The organism is Streptomyces sp. NPDC002958, from assembly GCF_055563255.1.
On sequence record NZ_JBVHDS010000014.1, the window covers coordinates 1 to 17,451 of the forward strand.

Consider the following 17,451-nt stretch of genomic DNA (forward strand, 5'->3'; position numbering starts at 1 on the left):
TGGAAGCCTCAAGAACTCCCATCATCGCAGGTCACAAGGCACTTCCTTATTTCTCGAAGAGTCATCCACAGCCATCAGATCGGTGGATCGAGGCTTAGACCGACCGGCAAATGGGAGGCGGCGTCGCGGTGCTGGGCACGCGCATCTGCGGCGTTGTCGTCAGTCAACAACTCCCCCATAGCCTTAAAGGCATGGGGGGACCCCCTTCGCGTTGCCTCCCCTCCTCCGCCTTGCAGCTGCACGCACCCAGCACCGCTCCTTCTCCCACCCCCCATTTGCCGGTCGGTCTTAGACCGTCGGGTGATCGGAGCCCCGGCTCAGGAGACTGCCCCGCCCGTCCGGAAGGCGCGCAGCCGGTGGTACGTCTCCAGGCCGTCCGGCACCCACTCCCAGTCGCCGAGCCGCCGCTCCAGCTCCGCATCGGTGAGAAAGGTGTGCCAGGCGACCTCCTCCACCTGCGGGTTCACCGGCAGCTCGCACCGCACCTGGTAGACGTGACTCCACCAGGAGTGCTCCGCGCTCTCGTAGAGGAACTTGAACAGCGGCTGGGGACGGGAAAGTCCGCAGACGCCCAGCTCCTCCTCGGCCTCCCGCAGCGCCGCCTCGTCGTAGGACTCGCCGGCCCCGACCACCCCGCCGACGAACATGTCGTAGTGGGACGGGAAGAGCAGTTTGGTGGGGGTCCTGCGGTGTACGAAGAGTCGGCCCCCGGCATCCCGGGCCTCGATGAAGACGCAGCGATGGCGAAGGCCCCGCGCGGTCGCCTCACCGCGCGGGGCCTGCCCCACGACCACGTCGTTCTCGTCGACGATGTCCAGGATCTCGTCAGAAGGATTCATCGGATTCCTCCGTGGATACTCCGCCCTTCAGGGCGGAGAGGAAGCGGACTCCTGCGGAGCAGGGCAAGGAGCGGAGTTTCACGTCCCTCATCCAACATCAGTCGTCAGTCAGTCAGCAAAGCACAGCCGCAGCCATCAGCCAGCCATCAGCCTCAGCCATTCGCCGGCGGTCCGGGCCCCCTTGGGTGTCCCGCTTCCTGATGGGACGTCAATGAATGTCGAGCCGGAGGTTTCGCAGGCTCGCGGGAAGGCCGACGCCGGCAGGTGCCAAAGGGAGCCTGTTCTGGAGGTCGGCAGCGATGTTCCGGATCGCGGGGAGCCGCGCGAACAGCGCCTCCCCGGGGCAGTCGGTGGCATAGCCGTCGCGATGGCCGGAGATGGCGTCGAATTCGGCCGAAGCTCCCTTGGTGTAGAGGCTCTTGTCATTCGTGGACGTGAGCCGCACCCTGCTGGTGGGGTCGACACCGCTCAGGCCGAGCTTCCAGGCGGCGAGGGCCGCGATCGCGTGTTCCATGGCTGCCGGTACCGGCGTCCCTCGATCGAAGGTGCCGATCGCCGCGATCCCCGTGGTGCCCTGGTTGAACCCGAGGGTGTGGGAGCCGATAACGGGGCGGTCGGCACCGCCGGCACGGCCTTCGTAGATGGTGCCGCACTTGTCGACGAGGAAGTTGTAGCCGAGGTCGCCCCATCCCCGGTCACGGGTCTGGCCCGTATACAGATTGCGCAGGGTGCGCGGGACGCTCGCGCAGCCGTAGTCGTTGGGAGTGTCGGTGTGATGGACGAAGACCGCTGTCACCCCTCTCGCGTAGTGGGCATGGGCATCGCGCTTGGTCTCGTCGGCCCGCCACTGCGTACGCGACACGATGGCGGGCCGCGGCGCTCCACGAGGGAATGCCACTGACGTCGCTCCGAGGGTCGGGAACGGCCGCGCGGAATCGGCAGCCGGCTCCGCAACCGCTCCGGCAGGCCTCACGACGAGAGTGCCTTCCGGCGCCGTCTGGCCGACGGCACCGGCCGTCGTCACCCCGGACGGAGCCGCCATGAGAGGTACTGCCATAGGAGTCGTGACCCACAGCGCTAGTCGATACAGACGCACGGGGAAACCTTCCTCGTCTTTCGCCGAGGGGACGGCGGGAGCACGTACGCCCAACAGCATTGCGGTGGGAGGTTCGCTGCGCGCGTCGAGTTAGTGCAGTGAGGCGAGTTGGTGCAGTGGGGCGAGCTGGTCGGCACTCCTGCCAACCGCCGCAAGGGGTGTGCGGGTGAGCCCTGCCGCTCGACCGCACACCCCTTGCGCCCCGGAGAAACGTCGCTGATCACTGCCTCATGATGTACGAGGCGGCGTCCGGGAGCAGGAAGGCGACCCCAGGCCGTCTATCCGCCCGAACTCGGCGACGGCGAACTCCGCGACGCGCTGCCAGTCCTCCTCGGAGGTCACGTCGTGATGCAGGAAGCGGGCCGGGCCTTCGCCCCGAGCCCGGCGGCGGCGGCGCCCTCCTCGTCGAACACATCGGTGATCACCACGTTCGCGCCGCCCGCCCAGGCGAGGCGGGCGGCCTCCTGTGACCAGGAATACGCCGCTCAGTTCGGCTGGAGACTCTTCTCCCGCCGCCCGCCCACGGGCCCCTCCGGCATCGCCGGATGCAGTCCCAGCAGCACGATCCCGGTGACGATCGCCGCGAGACCGGCCGCCTGCCAGGCCAGTGCGCCGGTGCCGGTGCGCAGCTGGTCGCCGAGGAAGCCGACACCGCAGGCGATCCCGGCCAACGGCTGGGCGGCGGTCAGCGGGGGCAGTGAGACCCGCAGCGGGCCCGTCTCGAACGCGCTCTGCACCAGGAGCAGACCCGCCACCCCCAGCACCGCCACCGCGTACGGCTGCCACGCCGTCATCACCGCCGCCCAGCCGTCGTCGGACAGCCGCTGCCCGGTGACCCGGGTGAGGGCGTCCTGGAGTCCGTACAGCAGTCCGGCCGCCACCGCGAGCAGTGCCGGGGCGACCCCGGACTGCGAACGCTTGGCGAAGGCGGTGAGCAGCAAGGCGGTGCCTACGACCACGCCGACCACCAGCCAGTGCCGCAGCGGATCGGACACCGCGTCGCCGCCCTGCGGCCGGCCCGCGAGCAGGAAGGCGGTGACCCCGCCTGCCAGGAGCCAGAGCCCGGACCAGCCCTGTCGGCCGAGCCGCTGCCCGGTGCGATGGCGCGACAGGGCCATCGCGAAGAGCAGATTGGTCGCGAGCAGGGGCTCGACGACGGACACCTCGCCCTTGCCCAATGCCAGGGCGCCCAGCGCCATGCCGCAGACCATCAGCCCGATCCCGGCCAGCCAGCTCGGCACCCGCATCAGGTCCAGCAGCAGCCGGGGGGAGAGGTAGTCGCTCCTCGGGGCGTGCGAGGCGGCGGCCTGCTGGAGGACGAAACCGAAACCCAGACAGCAGGCGGCACTCATGGCGAGCACGAGGACCAGCACCGACACGCTTCTACCTCAAGTCAGGCCGGAAATAGGTGATTTGTTTCGACGATAGCGCCTGTGCCCGCGGGTGGCGGCCCAAGAGCCGCCGACCGGGTGGTTGACGCCGCAACGGCCCGTACCGAAGATCTGACGCACGAGTAACTTCCGGCGTCCGAGCCGGACCGTCACCGTGGCCGTGACCGGATCGCCCCGACAAGGATGGAACCCATGGCGTACGACGCTGATGTGATCGTTATCGGGGCAGGGCTCGCGGGTCTGGTGGCCACCGCCGAACTGGTCGACGCGGGCCGCTCGGTGATTCTGCTCGACCAGGAGCCCGAACAGTCCATCGGTGGCCAGGCGCACTGGTCCTTCGGCGGTCTCTTCCTCGTCGACTCGCCCGAGCAGCGCCGGATGCGGATCAAGGACAGCCATGAGCTGGCCCTCCAGGACTGGCTCGGTACGGCGGGCTTCGACCGCGAGGAGGACCACTGGCCGCGGAAGTGGGCCGAGGCCTACGTCGACTTCGCGGCCGGCGAGAAGCGCTCCTGGCTGCATGCCCAGGGACTGCGGATCTTCCCCGTCGTCGGCTGGGCGGAGCGCGGCGGCTACGACGCCAACGGCCACGGCAACTCCGTGCCCCGCTTCCACATCACCTGGGGCACCGGCCCCGGCGTAGTCGCCCCCTTCGAGCGCCGGGTCCGCGCCGGCGTCGCCAAAGGCCTCGTCCGACTCGGGTTCCGCCACCGGGTCACCGGCCTCGGCCGCACCGCGGGCACCGTCGACACGGTGACCGGCGAGGTCCTGGAGCCGAGCACGGCCGCGCGCGGCACCGCGAGCAGCCGCGTGGCGAGCGGCACCTTCGAGCTGCGGGCCCAGGCGGTGATCGTCACCTCCGGCGGCATCGGCGGCAACCACGACCTCGTACGCAAGCAGTGGCCCCAGCGGCTCGGCACCCCGCCCGCGAAGATGCTCTCCGGCGTCCCCGCCCATGTCGACGGACTCATGCTCGGCATCACCGAGGAGGCGGGCGCCCACCACATCAACCGCGACCGGATGTGGCACTACACCGAAGGCATCGAGAACTGGAACCCGATCTGGGCCGCGCACGGCATCCGGATCCTGCCGGGACCGTCCTCGCTCTGGCTGGACGCCCGCGGCAAGCGGCTGCCGGTCCCGCTCTTCCCCGGCTTCGACACCCTCGGCACCCTCGAACACATCATGAGATCCGGCCACGACCACACCTGGTTCGTTCTCGACCAGAAGATCATCGGCAAGGAGTTCGCCCTCTCCGGCTCCGAGCAGAACCCCGACCTGACCGGAAAGTCGGTCCGCGACGTGATCGGCCGGGCCCGCGCGGACGTACCGGCTCCGGTGAAGGCGTTCATGGACAACGGGGCCGACTTCGTCGTGGAGAAGGACCTTGCCGCACTGGTCCGGGGCATGAACGCGCTCACCGACGAGCCGCTGATCGACGAGGCCGAACTGCGCCGCGAGATCACCGCCCGCGACCGCGAGATCGCCAACCCCTTCACCAAGGACCTCCAGATCACCGCGATCCGCGGCGCCCGCGCCTATCTCGGCGACAAACTGATCCGTACGGCCCCGCCGCACCGCATCCTCGACCCCAAGGCCGGTCCGCTGATCGCCGTACGGCTCCACATCCTGACCCGCAAGTCGCTCGGTGGACTGGAGACGGACCTCTCCTCCCGGGTGCTCACCGAGGACGGCACACCCCTGTCCGGTGTGTACGCGGCGGGGGAGGCGGCCGGTTTCGGCGGCGGCGGGGTGCACGGCTACCGCTCACTGGAAGGGACCTTCCTGGGCGGCTGCATCTTCTCCGGCCGGGCGGCGGGCCGGGCGGCGGCGCGGGCCGTCGGGTAGCGCCGTCCGCGCCCGGCAGGATCGCAGTACGGCGCGACCCACTGCGTGGCACTGCCGCTGCTCCCGGGCCGCCCGGCAGTGGTTCCCGATGCCGGGGAACACCACCACCCGGGACGAGGTGGACGAGGTGGACGAGCTGGGCGGAGCGATGCGCGCCACCTGCGCCACGTTCGCCCGCACCGGCCGCACCCGCACCGGCCGCGCCCGCACCTTCCGCGCCCGCACCGGCCGTCCCGGCACTGTCGCCCTGCCACGAGATCCCCGCCCCGCGGCCGTAGGACACCGGCCGGCCCCTCGTACCGTCCGCCTACTGTTCTGCCGCGCCCACGACGGGGTCCAGCAGTTCGACGACCCGGAACCGCTCGGCGACGACCATGGTGTCGTCGTCGACGGTGAAGTCCGGGTCGCCGAGCGCCTCCCGCATCTCCTTGCTGTGCCAGAACTTCTCGTGTCCCGCACGCCACTCGGCCACCGATGAGTCGCCCTCGCCCTCGTCGATCACATGCTGAAGATCGACGTCGCCGAGGCGCAGTACCCGTACCTCCGTCACCTCCAGCACCGCGGTCTCCCGACCGGCGGAGTCGATCAGAGCGGACCGCTCACCCACCGGAGGCAGCTCCTCCTTCTCTGCCTCGTACTCCGCGAGCAGACCTGTCGTCGACACCTTCACACCGGCGAGCACCGCCCCCACCAGCTGATCGCGCAGCGGCCCGGGAAAGACGAGGAGAAAGGGCTTGAGAGGCTCACGGTTCGACATGACGCCAAGTCTGACACGCGCCACCGGACGCGGCACCGGGTGCGGTGCGGGGACGTGCACCCGATCGGGGCCGTCAACTGTAAGGAGAATGAAAAGAGTTGACACGGTTGTGGGCGGGTGCCCGCGACCCGACCTTGGTGACCTGCCATCGAACATGTTCAAATAGCCGGGTGAACAATGGCCCTCCCGATCCCGAAGGCAAACCCCTGGGCCGCCGTGTCGTCCTGACCATGCTCGGTCTCGGCGCCGCCGGAGTCGTCGCGGCGCCCGTGCTGCAGCGCACGCTGGAATCCGGGCTGGGCGCGGTCGCCGACAAGGACCCCACCGGCCTGACCGGCCAGCTTCCCAATGGCGGCGGCTTCCGCTACTACTCGGTTGCCGCGTCCGTACCGAAGAAGAGTGCCAACGACTACCGGCTGACCGTCGACGGGCTGGTCGACCACCCGGCCACGTACACCCTGGACGACCTGAAGGCGCTGCCGCAGACCCGTATGGTCCGCGACGTCCAGTGCGTCACCGGCTGGCGGGTGCCCGAGACCCCCTTCGAAGGGGTGCGGCTCTCGGCGCTGCTGGACGCGGCGGGCGTACGGCCCGGGGCGAAGGCCATCCGCTTCACCTGCTTCGACGGCACCTACAGCGAGAGCCTCACCCTCTCGCAGGCCCGCCGCGCCGATGTGCTGGTCGCGCTGCGCATGCAGGACCAGCCGCTGTCCCACTCCCACGGCGGACCGGTCCGGCTCTATGTGGCCCCGATGTACTTCTACAAGTCGGCGAAATGGCTCTCCGGGATCACCGTCACCGACTCCGTACGCCCCGGCTACTGGGAGGAACTCGGTTATGACGTCGACGCCTGGGTCGGCCGGTCCAACGGCCGCGACGACGCCCCCACCACCTGAGCCCGCGGAGCGCGTGCAGCGCTTCAGCGCTGCGGAGCGCTGGGTGCACCGCATCACGGCGACGCTGATGCTGCTGTGTGTGGCGAGTGCGGCCTGTCTGTACGTACCCCAGCTCGCCGAGCTCGTCGGCCGCCGCCATCTCGTGGTCACCGTGCACGAGTGGACCGGGGTGCTGACCCCCGTACCGTTCCTGGTCGGCCTGATGTCACGGGCGTTCCGCGCCGATGTGTCCCGGCTCAACCGGTTCGGGCCGCACGACGTCAGTGGCTGCGGGCCGTGTGCCGCCGCGACCACCGGCCGCAGGCCCGTCCGGCGGGAAAGTTCAACGCCGGGCAGAAGCTGTACGCGGCCTGGATCGCGGGCGCGGTGCTGGTGATGACCGGAACCGGAGCGCTCATGTGGTTCACCGGCCTCACGCCGTTGATGTGGCGCACGAGTGCGACCTTCGTCCACGACTGGCTGGCGCTCGCGATCGGGATCGTGCTGGCCGGGCACATAGCGATGGCGCTCGCCGACCCGGAGGCACGCCGTGGCATGCGCACCGGGTCGGTCGAGCGCCATTGGGCACGGTCCCAGCATGCGCTGTGGGGGGAGGGCCATGCGGGCAGCCGCTCGCTAGAGGACTAGCGACAGCAGCAGGATGAAGACCATGGAGACCACGGAGATGATGGTCTCCATCACCGACCAGGTCTTGACTGTCTGACCGACGCTCATTCCGAAGTACTCCTTCACCAGCCAGAACCCGGCGTCATTGACATGGCTGAAGAAGAGCGAGCCCGCGCCGATGGCGAGGACCAGCAGGGCGGCGTGCGTGGTCGACATGTCGGCGGCCAGCGGGGCGACCAGACCGGCCGCCGAGATGGTGGCCACGGTCGCCGAACCGGTCGCGAGCCGGATCGCGACGGCGATCAGCCAGCCCAGCAGCAGCGCCGGGATCGACCAGTTCTTGGAGAGGTCCAGGATCATCTGGCCCACACCGGCGTCTATGAGGGTCTGCTTGAAGCCGCCGCCCGCCCCCACGATCAGCAGCACACCCGCGATCGGGGCAAATGACTTCTCGACGGTGGTGGACAGCCGGCCCTTGGAGAAACCGGCCGCCCGGCCCAGCGTGAACATGCCGACTATGACGGCCGCGAGCAGTGCGATCAGCGGCGAGCCGATCACATCGGTGACCCGCTGGACGGGGTTCTCCGGGTCGTCCACGACGATGTCGACCAGGGCCTTGATCAGCATCAGCGCCACGGGCAGCAGAATTGTCGCCAGGGTGGCACCGAAGCTGGGACGACGGTCCAGCTCCTCCGAAGGACGCTGCGGAATCATGTTCTCCGGAGCCTCGATGTCCACCCAGCGCGCGGCGTAGCGGGAGTAGACCGGCCCCGCGATGATCACGGTCGGGATCGCGACCAGCACACCCAGCGCGAGCGTGACGCCGAGGTTGGCATCGAGGGCGTCGATCGCCACCAGCGGGCCGGGGTGCGGCGGTATCAGCCCGTGCATCACGGAGAGACCGGCCAGCGCCGGGATACCGATGCGCATCAGGGAGTGGTTGCCGCGCTTGGCGACGAGCAGCACCACCGGGATCAGCAGCACGATCCCGACTTCGAAGAACAGCGGCAGACCGATGATCGAGGCGATCAGGACCATCGCCCACGGCATGACCCGCCCGCTCGCCCTGGCGAGGATCGTGTCGACGATCTGGTCCGCGCCGCCGGAGTCGGCGAGCAGCTTGCCCAGAATGGCGCCGAGCGCGATGAGGACACCGACACCTGCAACGGTCGAGCCGAGGCCGGAGGTGAAGCTGGCGATCGTCTTGGCCGGTGCCGCGCCGGCGAACGAGCCGAGCGCCAGCGAGCCGATGGTCAGCGCAAGGAACGCGTGCATCTTGAACTTGGTGATGAGCAGAACGATGACGGCGATGCCCGCCAGCACTGCGATGCCCAACTGCGCGTTGCCTGCCGAAGTGATCGGTTCGACGGCGTCCGCTGCCAGCGTCTCGACGCTGAGACTGGTCACGGTGGTGATCCTTAGCTATCGAGCCGGCGCAGCGCGGCGACGGCTCGCTGGGTGATTTCTTCAGGGGTGCCGGACACATCGACCGAGACGCCGGCCTCGTCGTCCTGCAGCGGCTGCAGGGCGGCGAACTGCGATTCCAGCAGCGCGGTGGGCATGAAATGGCCCTTGCGTTCCGCCATGCGCTCCTCGATCAGAGCCCGGTCGCCGGTCAGATGGAGGAAGACCGCACCCGGAGCCCCGGCCCGCAGCCGGTCCCGGTAGACCCGCTTGAGCGCCGAGCTGCTCACCACCCCGCCGAGCCCCGCCCGGCCGTGCGCCCACTGGCCGATCGCATCGAGCCAGGGCCACCGGTCGGAGTCGTCCAGCGGGATACCGGCCGACATCTTGGCTATGTTCGCCGTGGGATGGAAGTCGTCGCCCTCGGCGTACGGAACGCCGAGTTCGGCGGCGAGCAGGGGCCCGATCGTGGTCTTGCCGGTGCCTGCTACGCCCATCACCACGACGACGTGGGGGGTGCTCATTGGTGGTGCCTCGCTGTCTTCTTCGACGTCTTCCTCGACATCGCTCCGTCGCGCTACTGAAACGTATACGTACGACTTATTCAAGGTGTTGTGACGTAAACGTCGTACTTTCTCTGCCCGGAGGGTGCCCCGTAGGCTGTGCTCATGACCACACAGGGCCCTGGGCTGCATACACATGTGCTGGACACCCTGGGTCTGGAGATCGCCGCGGGGGAGCACCGGCCGGGCGAGGTACTGCGTACCGACGAGCTGGCCCAGCGCTTCGACGTCTCGCGCACGGTCGTACGCGAAGTGGTCCGCGTTCTCGAATCCATGCACCTGGTCGAGTCCCGGCGCCGGGTCGGCGTGACCGTACAGCCGACCGAGGCGTGGAATGTCTACGATCCGCAGGTCATCCGGTGGCGGCTGGCCGGCGCCGACCGCCCGCGCCAGCTGCGCTCCCTGACGGTGCTGCGCTCGGCGATCGAACCGGTCGCGGCCGGCCTGGCCGCCCGTAACGCCACCCCGGAACAGTGCGCGGCCCTCACCGAGTGCGCGCTCGGCATGGTCGCCACCTCGCGCGGCCAGCAGCTGGAGGGCTATCTGGAGCACGACATCGCGTTCCACCGGATCGTGCTCAACGCCTCCGGCAACGAGATGTTTGCCCGGCTCGGCGATGTCGTCGCCGAGGTCCTGGCGGGCCGCACCCACCACCAGGTGATGTTCGAGGACCCCGACCCTGCCGCGGTCACCCTCCACGTCCGGCTCGCCGAAGCGGTGCGCGAGGGCGACACGGCGGCGGCGGAGCGGCTGACGAAGGAGATCGCGGTGGGCGCCCTGCACGAGTTGGACGTGCTCGCGCCCTGAGGTCCGTACCGCAACGCCGCCGCGCGTACGTGCTCGCCCCCTGAGGTCCGTCCCTACGGTGCCGACGTACGCACATGCCGCAGCCGGGCCGCGGCGGAGCATCCGCCCCGGAGTCCTCGCCGACCTGGCGGTCCTGGACCGGGACCCGTATACGGGTCCGCCCGAGGAGATCGGTCACGCGTCCTTCAGACGTACGTGGGCGGCAGGCGGGTCCATGAGGCCTGAGGCGTACGGCGGCCCCGCGGAACGATCCCGCGGGCCACCGGCGTCACCGGGTCCGATCGCCGACCTCGGCAGCACCTCGTCGACGTTCGCGTCATCCGACCGACGGCGGTACATCCCGCCGGGTGGACGGCGGCCGTTCCCCCGCCGACGCGGAGCGCCGCCGTGACACCCTCACGGGGCGTACGGTTGTTCGCGTTCGATCTTCACAAAATGACGGAAACAGGGAGACCACGGTATGTCGCAGCAGGTGCAAGGAGTCATCGCACCGGGGAAGAACGAGCCGGTACGGGTCGAGACGATCGTGATCCCGGACCCGGGCCCCGGCGAGGCCGTGGTGAAGATCCAGGCGTGCGGCGTCTGCCACACCGATCTGCACTACAAGCAGGGCGCCATCAACGACGACTTCCCGTTCCTGCTCGGCCATGAGGCATCGGGCGTGGTGGAGTCCGTCGGCGAGGGCGTCACGGACGTCGAGCCCGGCGACTTCGTCATCCTCAACTGGCGTGCCGTGTGCGGGCAGTGCCGTGCGTGTCTGCGCGGCCGCCCCTGGTACTGCTTCAACACCCACAACGCCAAGCAGAAGATGACGCTGCTCGACGGCACGGAGCTGTCGCCGGCGCTCGGGATCGGCGCGTTCGCCGAGAAGACCCTGGTCGCCGCCGGTCAGTGCACCAAGGTCGACCCGGGGGTCTCCCCGGCCGTCGCCGGGCTGCTCGGCTGTGGTGTGATGGCGGGCATCGGCGCCGCCATCAACACCGGACAGGTCGGCCGCGGAGACTCGGTCGCCGTCATCGGCTGCGGCGGTGTCGGTGACGCGGCGATCGCGGGCGCGCGGCTGGCCGGCGCGGCGAAGATCATTGCCGTGGACATCGACGAACGCAAGCTGGAGACGGCGAAGACGATGGGCGCCACCCACACCGTCAACTCCCGCTCCACCGACCCGGTCGAGGCGATCCGCGCTCTGACCGACGGCAACGGCGCGGATGTCGTCATCGAGGCGGTCGGCCGCCCGGAGACGTACAAGCAGGCCTTCTACGCCCGCGACCTCGCCGGCACCGTCGTCCTGGTCGGCGTCCCGACCCCGGAGATGCGGCTGGAACTGCCGCTCATCGACGTCTTCGGCCGCGGCGGCTCGCTCAAGTCCTCCTGGTACGGCGACTGCCTGCCCTCGCGCGACTTCCCGATGCTCATCGACCTGCACCAGCAGGGCCGGATCGACCTCGGCGCGTTCGTCACCGAGACCATCGGGCTCGGCGACATCGAGCAGGCCTTCGCCCGGATGCACGAGGGTGACGTGCTGCGCTCGGTGGTGGTCCTCTGATGGCCGCCCGCATCGACCACCTCGTCACCTCCGGCACCTTCGCCCTCGACGGCGGGGAGTGGGACGTCGACAACAATGTCTGGATCGTCGGCGACGACACCGAGGCGATCGTCATCGACGCCGCCCATGACGCCGCCGCCATCGAGGCCGCACTGAACGGCCGTACGCTGCGCGCCATCGTCTGCACGCACGCGCACAACGACCACATCGACGCGGCCCCGGCCCTCGCCGCCAGCACCGGTGCACCGGTCCTGCTGCACCCCGACGACCGGCCGCTGTGGCAGCAGACCCACCCGGACCGCGCCCCGGACGGCGAACTGGCCGACGGCCAGGAGTTGGAGATCGCCGGAACGACGCTCCAGGTCCTGCACACCCCCGGTCATGCCCCGGGCGCCGTCTGCCTGTACGCCCCCGAGCTGTCCACCGTGTTCACGGGTGACACGCTCTTCCAGGGCGGGCCCGGCGCCACCGGGCGGTCCTTCTCCCACTTCCCGACGATCGTCGCGTCGATCAGGGACCGGCTGCTCACCCTGGAGCCGGAGACCACCGTCCGTACCGGACACGGCGATTCCACCACCATCGGCGCGGAGGCCCCGCAACTGGACGAGTGGATCGCCCGCGGCCACTGAGTCCGCGGCTCACCGATCCGGCCACGCCGACAGCCGCAGCCCGCTCTCGAAGCGGCGCCGCCCGCCCGTGACCGGATCGGTGAACTCCAGCACCCGGGCGAGGAGCTGGAGAGGGTGCGACCAGTCGTCGGTCGCACCCTCTGCCCGGACCACCGGGTAGACGGGGTCGTGGACGAGCGGCAGCCCCAGGCTGTTCATATGGACCCGCAGCTGATGGGTGCGCCCGGTAACAGGCAGCAGCCGGTAGCGGCCCAGACCCTCCCGGTGCTCCAGCAGCTCGATCCGGCTCTCGCTGTTCGGCTCGCCCGGCTCCTCGCGGGTGGCTATGACCCCGCGCTCCTTGACGATGCGGCTGCGTACGGTCCGCGGGAAGGCCAGGCCGGGGTCGTACGGGGCCACCGCCTCGTACTCCTTGCGCACCAGACGGTCCCGGAACAGCGTCTGGTAAGCGCCCCGCTCCTCGGGCCGTACGACGAAGAGGACGAGGCCCGCGGTCAGCCGGTCCAGCCTGTGCGCGGGCTGCAGCCCGGGCAGGTCCAGCTCGCGGCGCAGCCGGGCCACCGCCGTCTCGGTGACGTGCCGGCCGCGCGGTGTCGTCGCCAGGAAGTGCGGCTTGTCGGCGATCACGAGATGTGCGTCCCGGTGGACGACACCGACGGGGAACGGCACCGGTTCCTCCGGCGCGAAATCCCGGTGGAACCAGATGTACCGGCCTGCGGTGTACGGCTCGTCGGCGGACACCGGGCCCTGTACGGAGACGAAGCGGCCCTCGGCGAACATGGCGTCCACCCGCGCCGCCCCGATCGCGCCCGAGAATCGCGCCAGCAGATGATCGCGGACCGTCGCCCACCGGCCGCCGGGATCCTCGGGGAGCCGCAGCCGGACCGGATCGATTCCGTCCCGCTGCGGCAGCGGCGCCGACGGGGGCTTCGCACGTCCCCTCACCGGGGTGCGCCGACCGGTACAGCGGTGTGCATGGTGCGGCTCCTCGCATCGTCTCCAAGGGCCACCCACAACTGCCCGAACGGCATCCTTCCACAGCGCCGGTACGCGACCTCAGCGCTCGGCAGCGTCGCCTTCCCTGCGGTCACCGAACAGACCCGTCATGGTCGAGTCGCCGCCCTGCTGCGGCCCGCGCGTGACCGCGCGGGTGGCGGCGGGTTGCCACTAAGCGCAACGCAGAATGCCGATCAGGGTTGATCCTGATCGGCATTCTCTCTGTGTCCGAGGGGGGACTTGAACCCCCACGCCCGATAAAGGGCACTAGCACCTCAAGCTAGCGCGTCTGCCATTCCGCCACCCGGACAAGGTGTCTGTCTCGCGGGCCCGGCCCGTTCCGACGTGGAAAACAATAGCAAACATTCGGGGGTGCTCGATCACGCCAGGGGCGTGTGAAGGGCGCATGACGCGATGTGGGGGCCTTGGGTGTGCGGGCCCGGCGCGGGAGGATGAGCGGGAGCACCACAGCGACAGCGGAAGGAAGCAGTGTGAGCGAGACCAACGCGGCCCGAACCGTCTCGGGCGAGGACGAGGTCGTGGACCTCTGTCGTGAGCTGATCCGGATCGACACCAGTAACTACGGAGACCACTCGGGACCGGGGGAGCGGGTCGCCGCCGAGTACGTCGCGGAGAAGCTCGCCGAGGTCGGGCTGGAGCCGCAGATCTTCGAGTCCCACAAGGGCCGGGCCTCGACCGTGGCCCGGATCGAGGGCGAGGACCCGTCCAGGCCCGCGCTGCTGATCCACGGCCACACCGATGTGGTTCCGGCCAATGCTCACGACTGGACGCACCACCCGTTCTCGGGCGAGGTCGCGGACGGCTGCGTGTGGGGCCGCGGGGCGGTCGACATGAAGGACATGGACGCGATGACCCTCGCGGTAGTCCGCGACCGGATGCGCAGTGGCCGCAAGCCCCCGCGCGATATCGTGCTGGCCTTCCTCGCGGACGAGGAGGCGGGCGGTACGTATGGTGCGCGGTACCTCGTGGACAAGCACCCCGGCCTCTTCGAGGGCGTCACCGAGGCGATCGGCGAGGTCGGCGGCTTCTCTTTCACGGTGAACGAGAAGCTGCGGCTCTATCTCGTCGAGACGGCCGAGAAGGGCATGCACTGGATGCGGCTCACCGTGGACGGCACCGCCGGTCACGGCTCGATGACCAATGGCGACAACGCGATCACCGAGCTCTGCGAGGCGGTCGGACGGCTCGGGCGGCACAAGTGGCCGGTCCGGGTGACCAAGACCGTACGGTCCTTCCTCGATGAACTGTCCGACGCGCTCGGCACCCCGCTCGACCCGGAGGACATGGATGCCACGCTCGCCAAGCTGGGCGGCATCGCCAAGATGATCGGCGCCACGCTGCGCAACTCCGCCGCTCCCACCATGCTCGGCGCCGGCTACAAGGTGAACGTGATTCCCGGCCAGGCCACCGCCCATGTCGACGGCCGTTTCCTGCCCGGCTTCGAGGACGAGTTCCTGGCCGATCTGGACCGGATCCTCGGCCCGCGGGTGAAGCGCGAGGACCTGCACGGAGACAAGGCACTGGAGACCAGTTTCGACGGTTCCCTCGTCGACGCAATGCAGGTCGCCCTCAAGGCTGAGGACCCGATCGCGCGTGCCGTTCCTTACATGCTCTCCGGTGGTACCGACGCCAAGTCCTTCGACGACCTCGGCATCCGCTGCTTCGGATTCGCCCCGCTGAAGCTGCCGCCGGAGCTCGACTTCGCAGGAATGTTCCACGGTGTGGACGAGCGCGTGCCGGTGGACGGTCTGCAGTTCGGCGTGCGGGTGCTCGACCGTTTCATCGACAACTGCTGAGGCTCCGCCGCCCTTCCGTCGGCTCTCCGTTGAGATTCCGCTGCTTCTCCGCGTCAACATTCGCCAGCGTGTGCGCATTTGACCGGATCGAGTGAAAGGAACCATGCGCTCGTAGCCCGATTACCTCTTCCTCGTTACAAGTGATGCGGTCCGCGGCTGGGACCGCATTGCGAACTAGGAGGAATAATGATCAAGAAGGTCGTCGCTGCTGCGGCTGTCACTGGTGGTCTGGTGCTCGCGGGTGCGGGCATGGCCGTCGCGGACTCCGGTACCCAGGGCGCCTCTATGGGCAACCCCGGTCTGATCTCGGGCAACGTCATCCAGGCGCCCGTGCACGTGCCGGTGAACGCGTGTGGCAACACGATCTCTGTGGTCGGGGTGTTGAACCCCACCTTCGGCAACTACTGCTTCAACGTCTGACGTTGTGCGTCAACCCGTAAGGGTTTGAATCCGGTCGGCCCCGGAGTGCACGCCATGCACTCCGGGGCCGCTGGGTAATTTGCCCCCGCACGGTCAAGTTCGGGGGTTTTCCGGAAGGTAGAAGGCAGGAATCAACGTATGCGACAGGTCACGCGTAAAGGCCTGATCACCATGGCGGCTGCGGGCGGCGTGCTCGCGTTGAGTGGAGGTTATGCGCAGGCCGACGCGGGAGCGGCCGGCGGCGCATCGAATTCCCCGGGGGTGCTTTCAGGGAATTCGGTCCAGATCCCGGTCGACGTACCGGTCAACGTCTGCGGTAACTCCGTGAGCGTCGTGGGACTGCTCAACCCGGCCGCAGGAAACACCTGCGGAAACGGTTCGCGCAGCGCCACTTCGGGCAAGCACGCCTCGGGAAGTCAGGTGCCCGGCGACCGGACCCAGGCCCATCGGGCGGGAAGCGGCAAGCACCGGGCCGTCACGAGCGACACCGGGAGCGGGGCAACGGCCGAGGGGATCGCGAAGGGCTCGCCCGGTGTGCTTTCCGGCAACAACATCGCGGTGCCCATCGACATCTCCGTGAACGCCTGCGGGAACAGCATCACCGTCGGCGGACTGCTCAACCCCGCCTTCGGCAACGACTGCGGAAATGATCCGGACGTCGTCAAGCCGCCGGTCGGCACTTCCGTCACCGAGCACAAGCCCCCGGCACCCGGACCGCGGACCGTACCGAATACGCCCGAGACACAGAGCGTCACAGAGCTCGCACACACCGGAGCGGGCGGTCTCGACCTGCTGATCCCGGCGAGCGCGGGCCTGCTTCTGGCGGGTGCGGGCACGGTGCTGTACCGCCGCGCCCGGATGGCCGCATAGCGGACCGGCGCGGCGACGCAAGCACGGCGTAGGGAGCGGGCCCCGCAACTGCGGGGTCCGCTCCGTCTCACCAGGTGGCCCGGAGTTGGCGGATGATCCGTCGCCGCAGCCGCACCCTGCGGCTGCCGTCACGGCGCAGCGTCAGTCGGTCCAACTCCCAGTGCCCGTACTCGGCATGGTCGGTCAGCAGGCGGGCCGTCTCCTTCCGGGACACCCCGCGCGGTACGTACACATCGACAAATTCGTATTCCGGCATCGCATCTATTGTGCGGGCAGAGCCCGTGTACGGATAGCGTCTGCACTATGTCTGATGCTGCGCAGCCCACCGCTGCTGAGGTACGCGCCGCCGCCGAAGCGATCAAAGCCGCGCTCGACCATCACCTCGAGGCGGTCGAACGCCGGACGGGGGACGACGATCCCGCTGTCTATGGCGCGTTCAACGCACTGGCCGCTGCCGCCGAGTTCTACGACGAGCTGCTCTATGACCGCTACGACGAAGTGACCCCCTTCGAGATCCCGGGGGCGGAGGACTCCCTGCCGCCGTACACCGGCCCCGAGGAGCCGAACGCGCTCAGCGTGCTGATCCGGCGCGACTACGCGGTGGTGGAGCCGCCGCGGCTGCTCGCACAGGCCCAGCGGATCGCCGACCTCGATCCGGACGACCGCGACGGCGGGAGCGCCGCGGCGGTCGGCTCCAGCGTCCATGCGGCGCTCGGAGTGCTCTTCGGTGAGTACGAACCGGACGAGATCGCGTCCCGGCACACGGAGTTCGGTCTGGAGGAGGGCGACTCCACGCTCTGGGTCACGGCGGCGGAGGAGCTTCCTGAGGCGGGTGAGTGGCTCGGCGCGCCGTTCGACGAGGTGGACCCGCAGCTGGTGGTCTGCCGCTTCGACGTCAGCGCCGTCTTCGACGAGGACGAATCGGACGAGGAGCCGGTCGGGCTGGTGGCGGACAGCTTCTGATCC

17 protein-coding genes, 1 tRNA gene and 1 pseudogene are annotated in these 17,451 nt (G+C 69.4%); 10 read left to right on the plus strand and 9 right to left on the minus strand.

The features are described from left to right. Window positions 1-317: 317 nt before the first annotated feature. The 3 genes from ACZ3IC_RS22715 to ACZ3IC_RS22725 form a co-directional block, all read right to left on the minus strand. Complete coding sequence (locus tag ACZ3IC_RS22715; RefSeq protein ID WP_467418580.1) at window positions 318-839, minus strand: NUDIX domain-containing protein; 522 nt, start codon at window positions 837-839, stop codon at window positions 318-320. Window positions 840-1,047: 208 nt separating this feature from the next. Continuing rightward, entirely contained in the window at window positions 1,048-1,701 is a 654-nt protein-coding gene (locus tag ACZ3IC_RS22720; RefSeq protein WP_467418582.1) for a peptidoglycan recognition protein family protein, read from the minus strand. Between the two features lie 719 nt (window positions 1,702-2,420). Beyond that, window positions 2,421-3,314, minus strand: coding sequence for a DMT family transporter (locus tag ACZ3IC_RS22725; protein ID WP_467418584.1), 894 nt, complete (start codon window positions 3,312-3,314; stop codon window positions 2,421-2,423). Between the two features lie 204 nt (window positions 3,315-3,518). Between ACZ3IC_RS22725 and ACZ3IC_RS22730 the strand changes: the two genes are divergently transcribed. Further along, window positions 3,519-5,174, plus strand: a complete 1,656-nt coding sequence (locus ACZ3IC_RS22730; RefSeq protein ID WP_467418586.1) for an FAD-binding dehydrogenase — start codon at window positions 3,519-3,521, stop codon at window positions 5,172-5,174. Between the two features lie 307 nt (window positions 5,175-5,481). Here the strand turns inward: ACZ3IC_RS22730 and ACZ3IC_RS22735 are convergent, their stop codons facing one another. After that, the gene (locus ACZ3IC_RS22735; protein ID WP_467418588.1) at window positions 5,482-5,931 is read right to left on the minus strand and encodes an ASCH domain-containing protein; all 450 of its coding nucleotides are present in this window, start codon (window positions 5,929-5,931) and stop codon (window positions 5,482-5,484) included. A gap of 230 nt (window positions 5,932-6,161) precedes the next feature. Between ACZ3IC_RS22735 and ACZ3IC_RS22740 the strand changes: the two genes are divergently transcribed. Continuing rightward, a complete protein-coding gene (locus tag ACZ3IC_RS22740) occupies window positions 6,162-6,827 on the plus strand; it encodes a molybdopterin-dependent oxidoreductase (protein WP_467418781.1) in 666 nt (221 codons plus the stop codon). Beyond that, window positions 6,769-7,454 (plus strand): annotated as a pseudogene (locus ACZ3IC_RS22745) (cytochrome b/b6 domain-containing protein). The gene ACZ3IC_RS22740 and the pseudogene ACZ3IC_RS22745 overlap by 59 nt, the downstream one beginning before the upstream one ends. Here ACZ3IC_RS22745 and ACZ3IC_RS22750 read toward each other — a convergent pair. Together ACZ3IC_RS22750 and ACZ3IC_RS22755 are read right to left on the minus strand one after the other, a co-directional pair. Next, a complete protein-coding gene (locus ACZ3IC_RS22750) occupies window positions 7,443-8,840 on the minus strand; it encodes a GntT/GntP/DsdX family permease (protein WP_467418590.1) in 1,398 nt (465 codons plus the stop codon). The pseudogene ACZ3IC_RS22745 and the gene ACZ3IC_RS22750 sit on opposite strands and share 12 nt — an antisense overlap. 11 nt (window positions 8,841-8,851) lie before the next feature. Further along, entirely contained in the window at window positions 8,852-9,361 is a 510-nt protein-coding gene (locus tag ACZ3IC_RS22755) for a gluconokinase (RefSeq protein WP_467418591.1), read from the minus strand. Between the two features lie 144 nt (window positions 9,362-9,505). Here ACZ3IC_RS22755 and ACZ3IC_RS22760 point away from each other — a divergent pair, with 144 nt between their 5' ends. The 3 genes from ACZ3IC_RS22760 to ACZ3IC_RS22770 all read left to right on the plus strand — a co-directional run bounded on the left by ACZ3IC_RS22760 (window position 9,506) and on the right by ACZ3IC_RS22770 (window position 12,382). After that, complete coding sequence (locus ACZ3IC_RS22760) at window positions 9,506-10,207, plus strand: FadR/GntR family transcriptional regulator (protein ID WP_467418593.1); 702 nt, start codon at window positions 9,506-9,508, stop codon at window positions 10,205-10,207. A gap of 460 nt (window positions 10,208-10,667) precedes the next feature. After that, entirely contained in the window at window positions 10,668-11,753 is a 1,086-nt protein-coding gene (locus ACZ3IC_RS22765) for an S-(hydroxymethyl)mycothiol dehydrogenase (RefSeq protein ID WP_467418595.1), read from the plus strand. Next, window positions 11,753-12,382 carry an MBL fold metallo-hydrolase gene (locus ACZ3IC_RS22770; protein WP_467418597.1) on the plus strand — a complete coding sequence of 210 codons (630 nt, stop codon included), beginning with the start codon at window positions 11,753-11,755 and terminating at the stop codon, window positions 12,380-12,382. The genes ACZ3IC_RS22765 and ACZ3IC_RS22770 overlap by 1 nt, the downstream gene beginning before the upstream one ends. 9 nt (window positions 12,383-12,391) lie before the next feature. Here ACZ3IC_RS22770 and ACZ3IC_RS22775 read toward each other — a convergent pair whose 3' ends face one another. Both ACZ3IC_RS22775 and ACZ3IC_RS22780 read right to left on the minus strand, forming a co-directional pair. After that, window positions 12,392-13,327 carry a pseudouridine synthase gene (locus tag ACZ3IC_RS22775; protein ID WP_467418598.1) on the minus strand — a complete coding sequence of 312 codons (936 nt, stop codon included), beginning with the start codon at window positions 13,325-13,327 and terminating at the stop codon, window positions 12,392-12,394. 276 nt (window positions 13,328-13,603) lie between these two features. After that, a tRNA-Leu gene (locus ACZ3IC_RS22780) sits at window positions 13,604-13,688 on the minus strand. Window positions 13,689-13,869: 181 nt separating this feature from the next. Between ACZ3IC_RS22780 and ACZ3IC_RS22785 the strand changes: the two genes are divergently transcribed. The 3 genes from ACZ3IC_RS22785 to ACZ3IC_RS22795 all read left to right on the plus strand — a co-directional run bounded on the left by ACZ3IC_RS22785 (window position 13,870) and on the right by ACZ3IC_RS22795 (window position 16,485). Next, window positions 13,870-15,195: a M20/M25/M40 family metallo-hydrolase gene (locus ACZ3IC_RS22785; protein ID WP_467418600.1), complete on the plus strand. Its 1,326-nt coding sequence runs from the start codon at window positions 13,870-13,872 to the stop codon at window positions 15,193-15,195. A gap of 186 nt (window positions 15,196-15,381) precedes the next feature. Beyond that, window positions 15,382-15,615, plus strand: coding sequence for a chaplin (locus tag ACZ3IC_RS22790; RefSeq protein WP_467418601.1), 234 nt, complete (start codon window positions 15,382-15,384; stop codon window positions 15,613-15,615). 138 nt (window positions 15,616-15,753) lie between these two features. Next, complete coding sequence (locus ACZ3IC_RS22795) at window positions 15,754-16,485, plus strand: chaplin (protein WP_467418603.1); 732 nt, start codon at window positions 15,754-15,756, stop codon at window positions 16,483-16,485. 67 nt (window positions 16,486-16,552) lie between these two features. On the opposite strand, the gene ACZ3IC_RS22800 is transcribed toward ACZ3IC_RS22795, so the two are convergent. Further along, entirely contained in the window at window positions 16,553-16,741 is a 189-nt protein-coding gene (locus ACZ3IC_RS22800) for a DUF5703 family protein (protein WP_030918345.1), read from the minus strand. Between the two features lie 47 nt (window positions 16,742-16,788). Here ACZ3IC_RS22800 and ACZ3IC_RS22805 point away from each other — a divergent pair, with 47 nt between their 5' ends. Then, complete coding sequence (locus tag ACZ3IC_RS22805) at window positions 16,789-17,448, plus strand: hypothetical protein (RefSeq protein ID WP_467418605.1); 660 nt, start codon at window positions 16,789-16,791, stop codon at window positions 17,446-17,448. The last annotated feature ends 3 nt before the right edge of the window (window positions 17,449-17,451 follow it).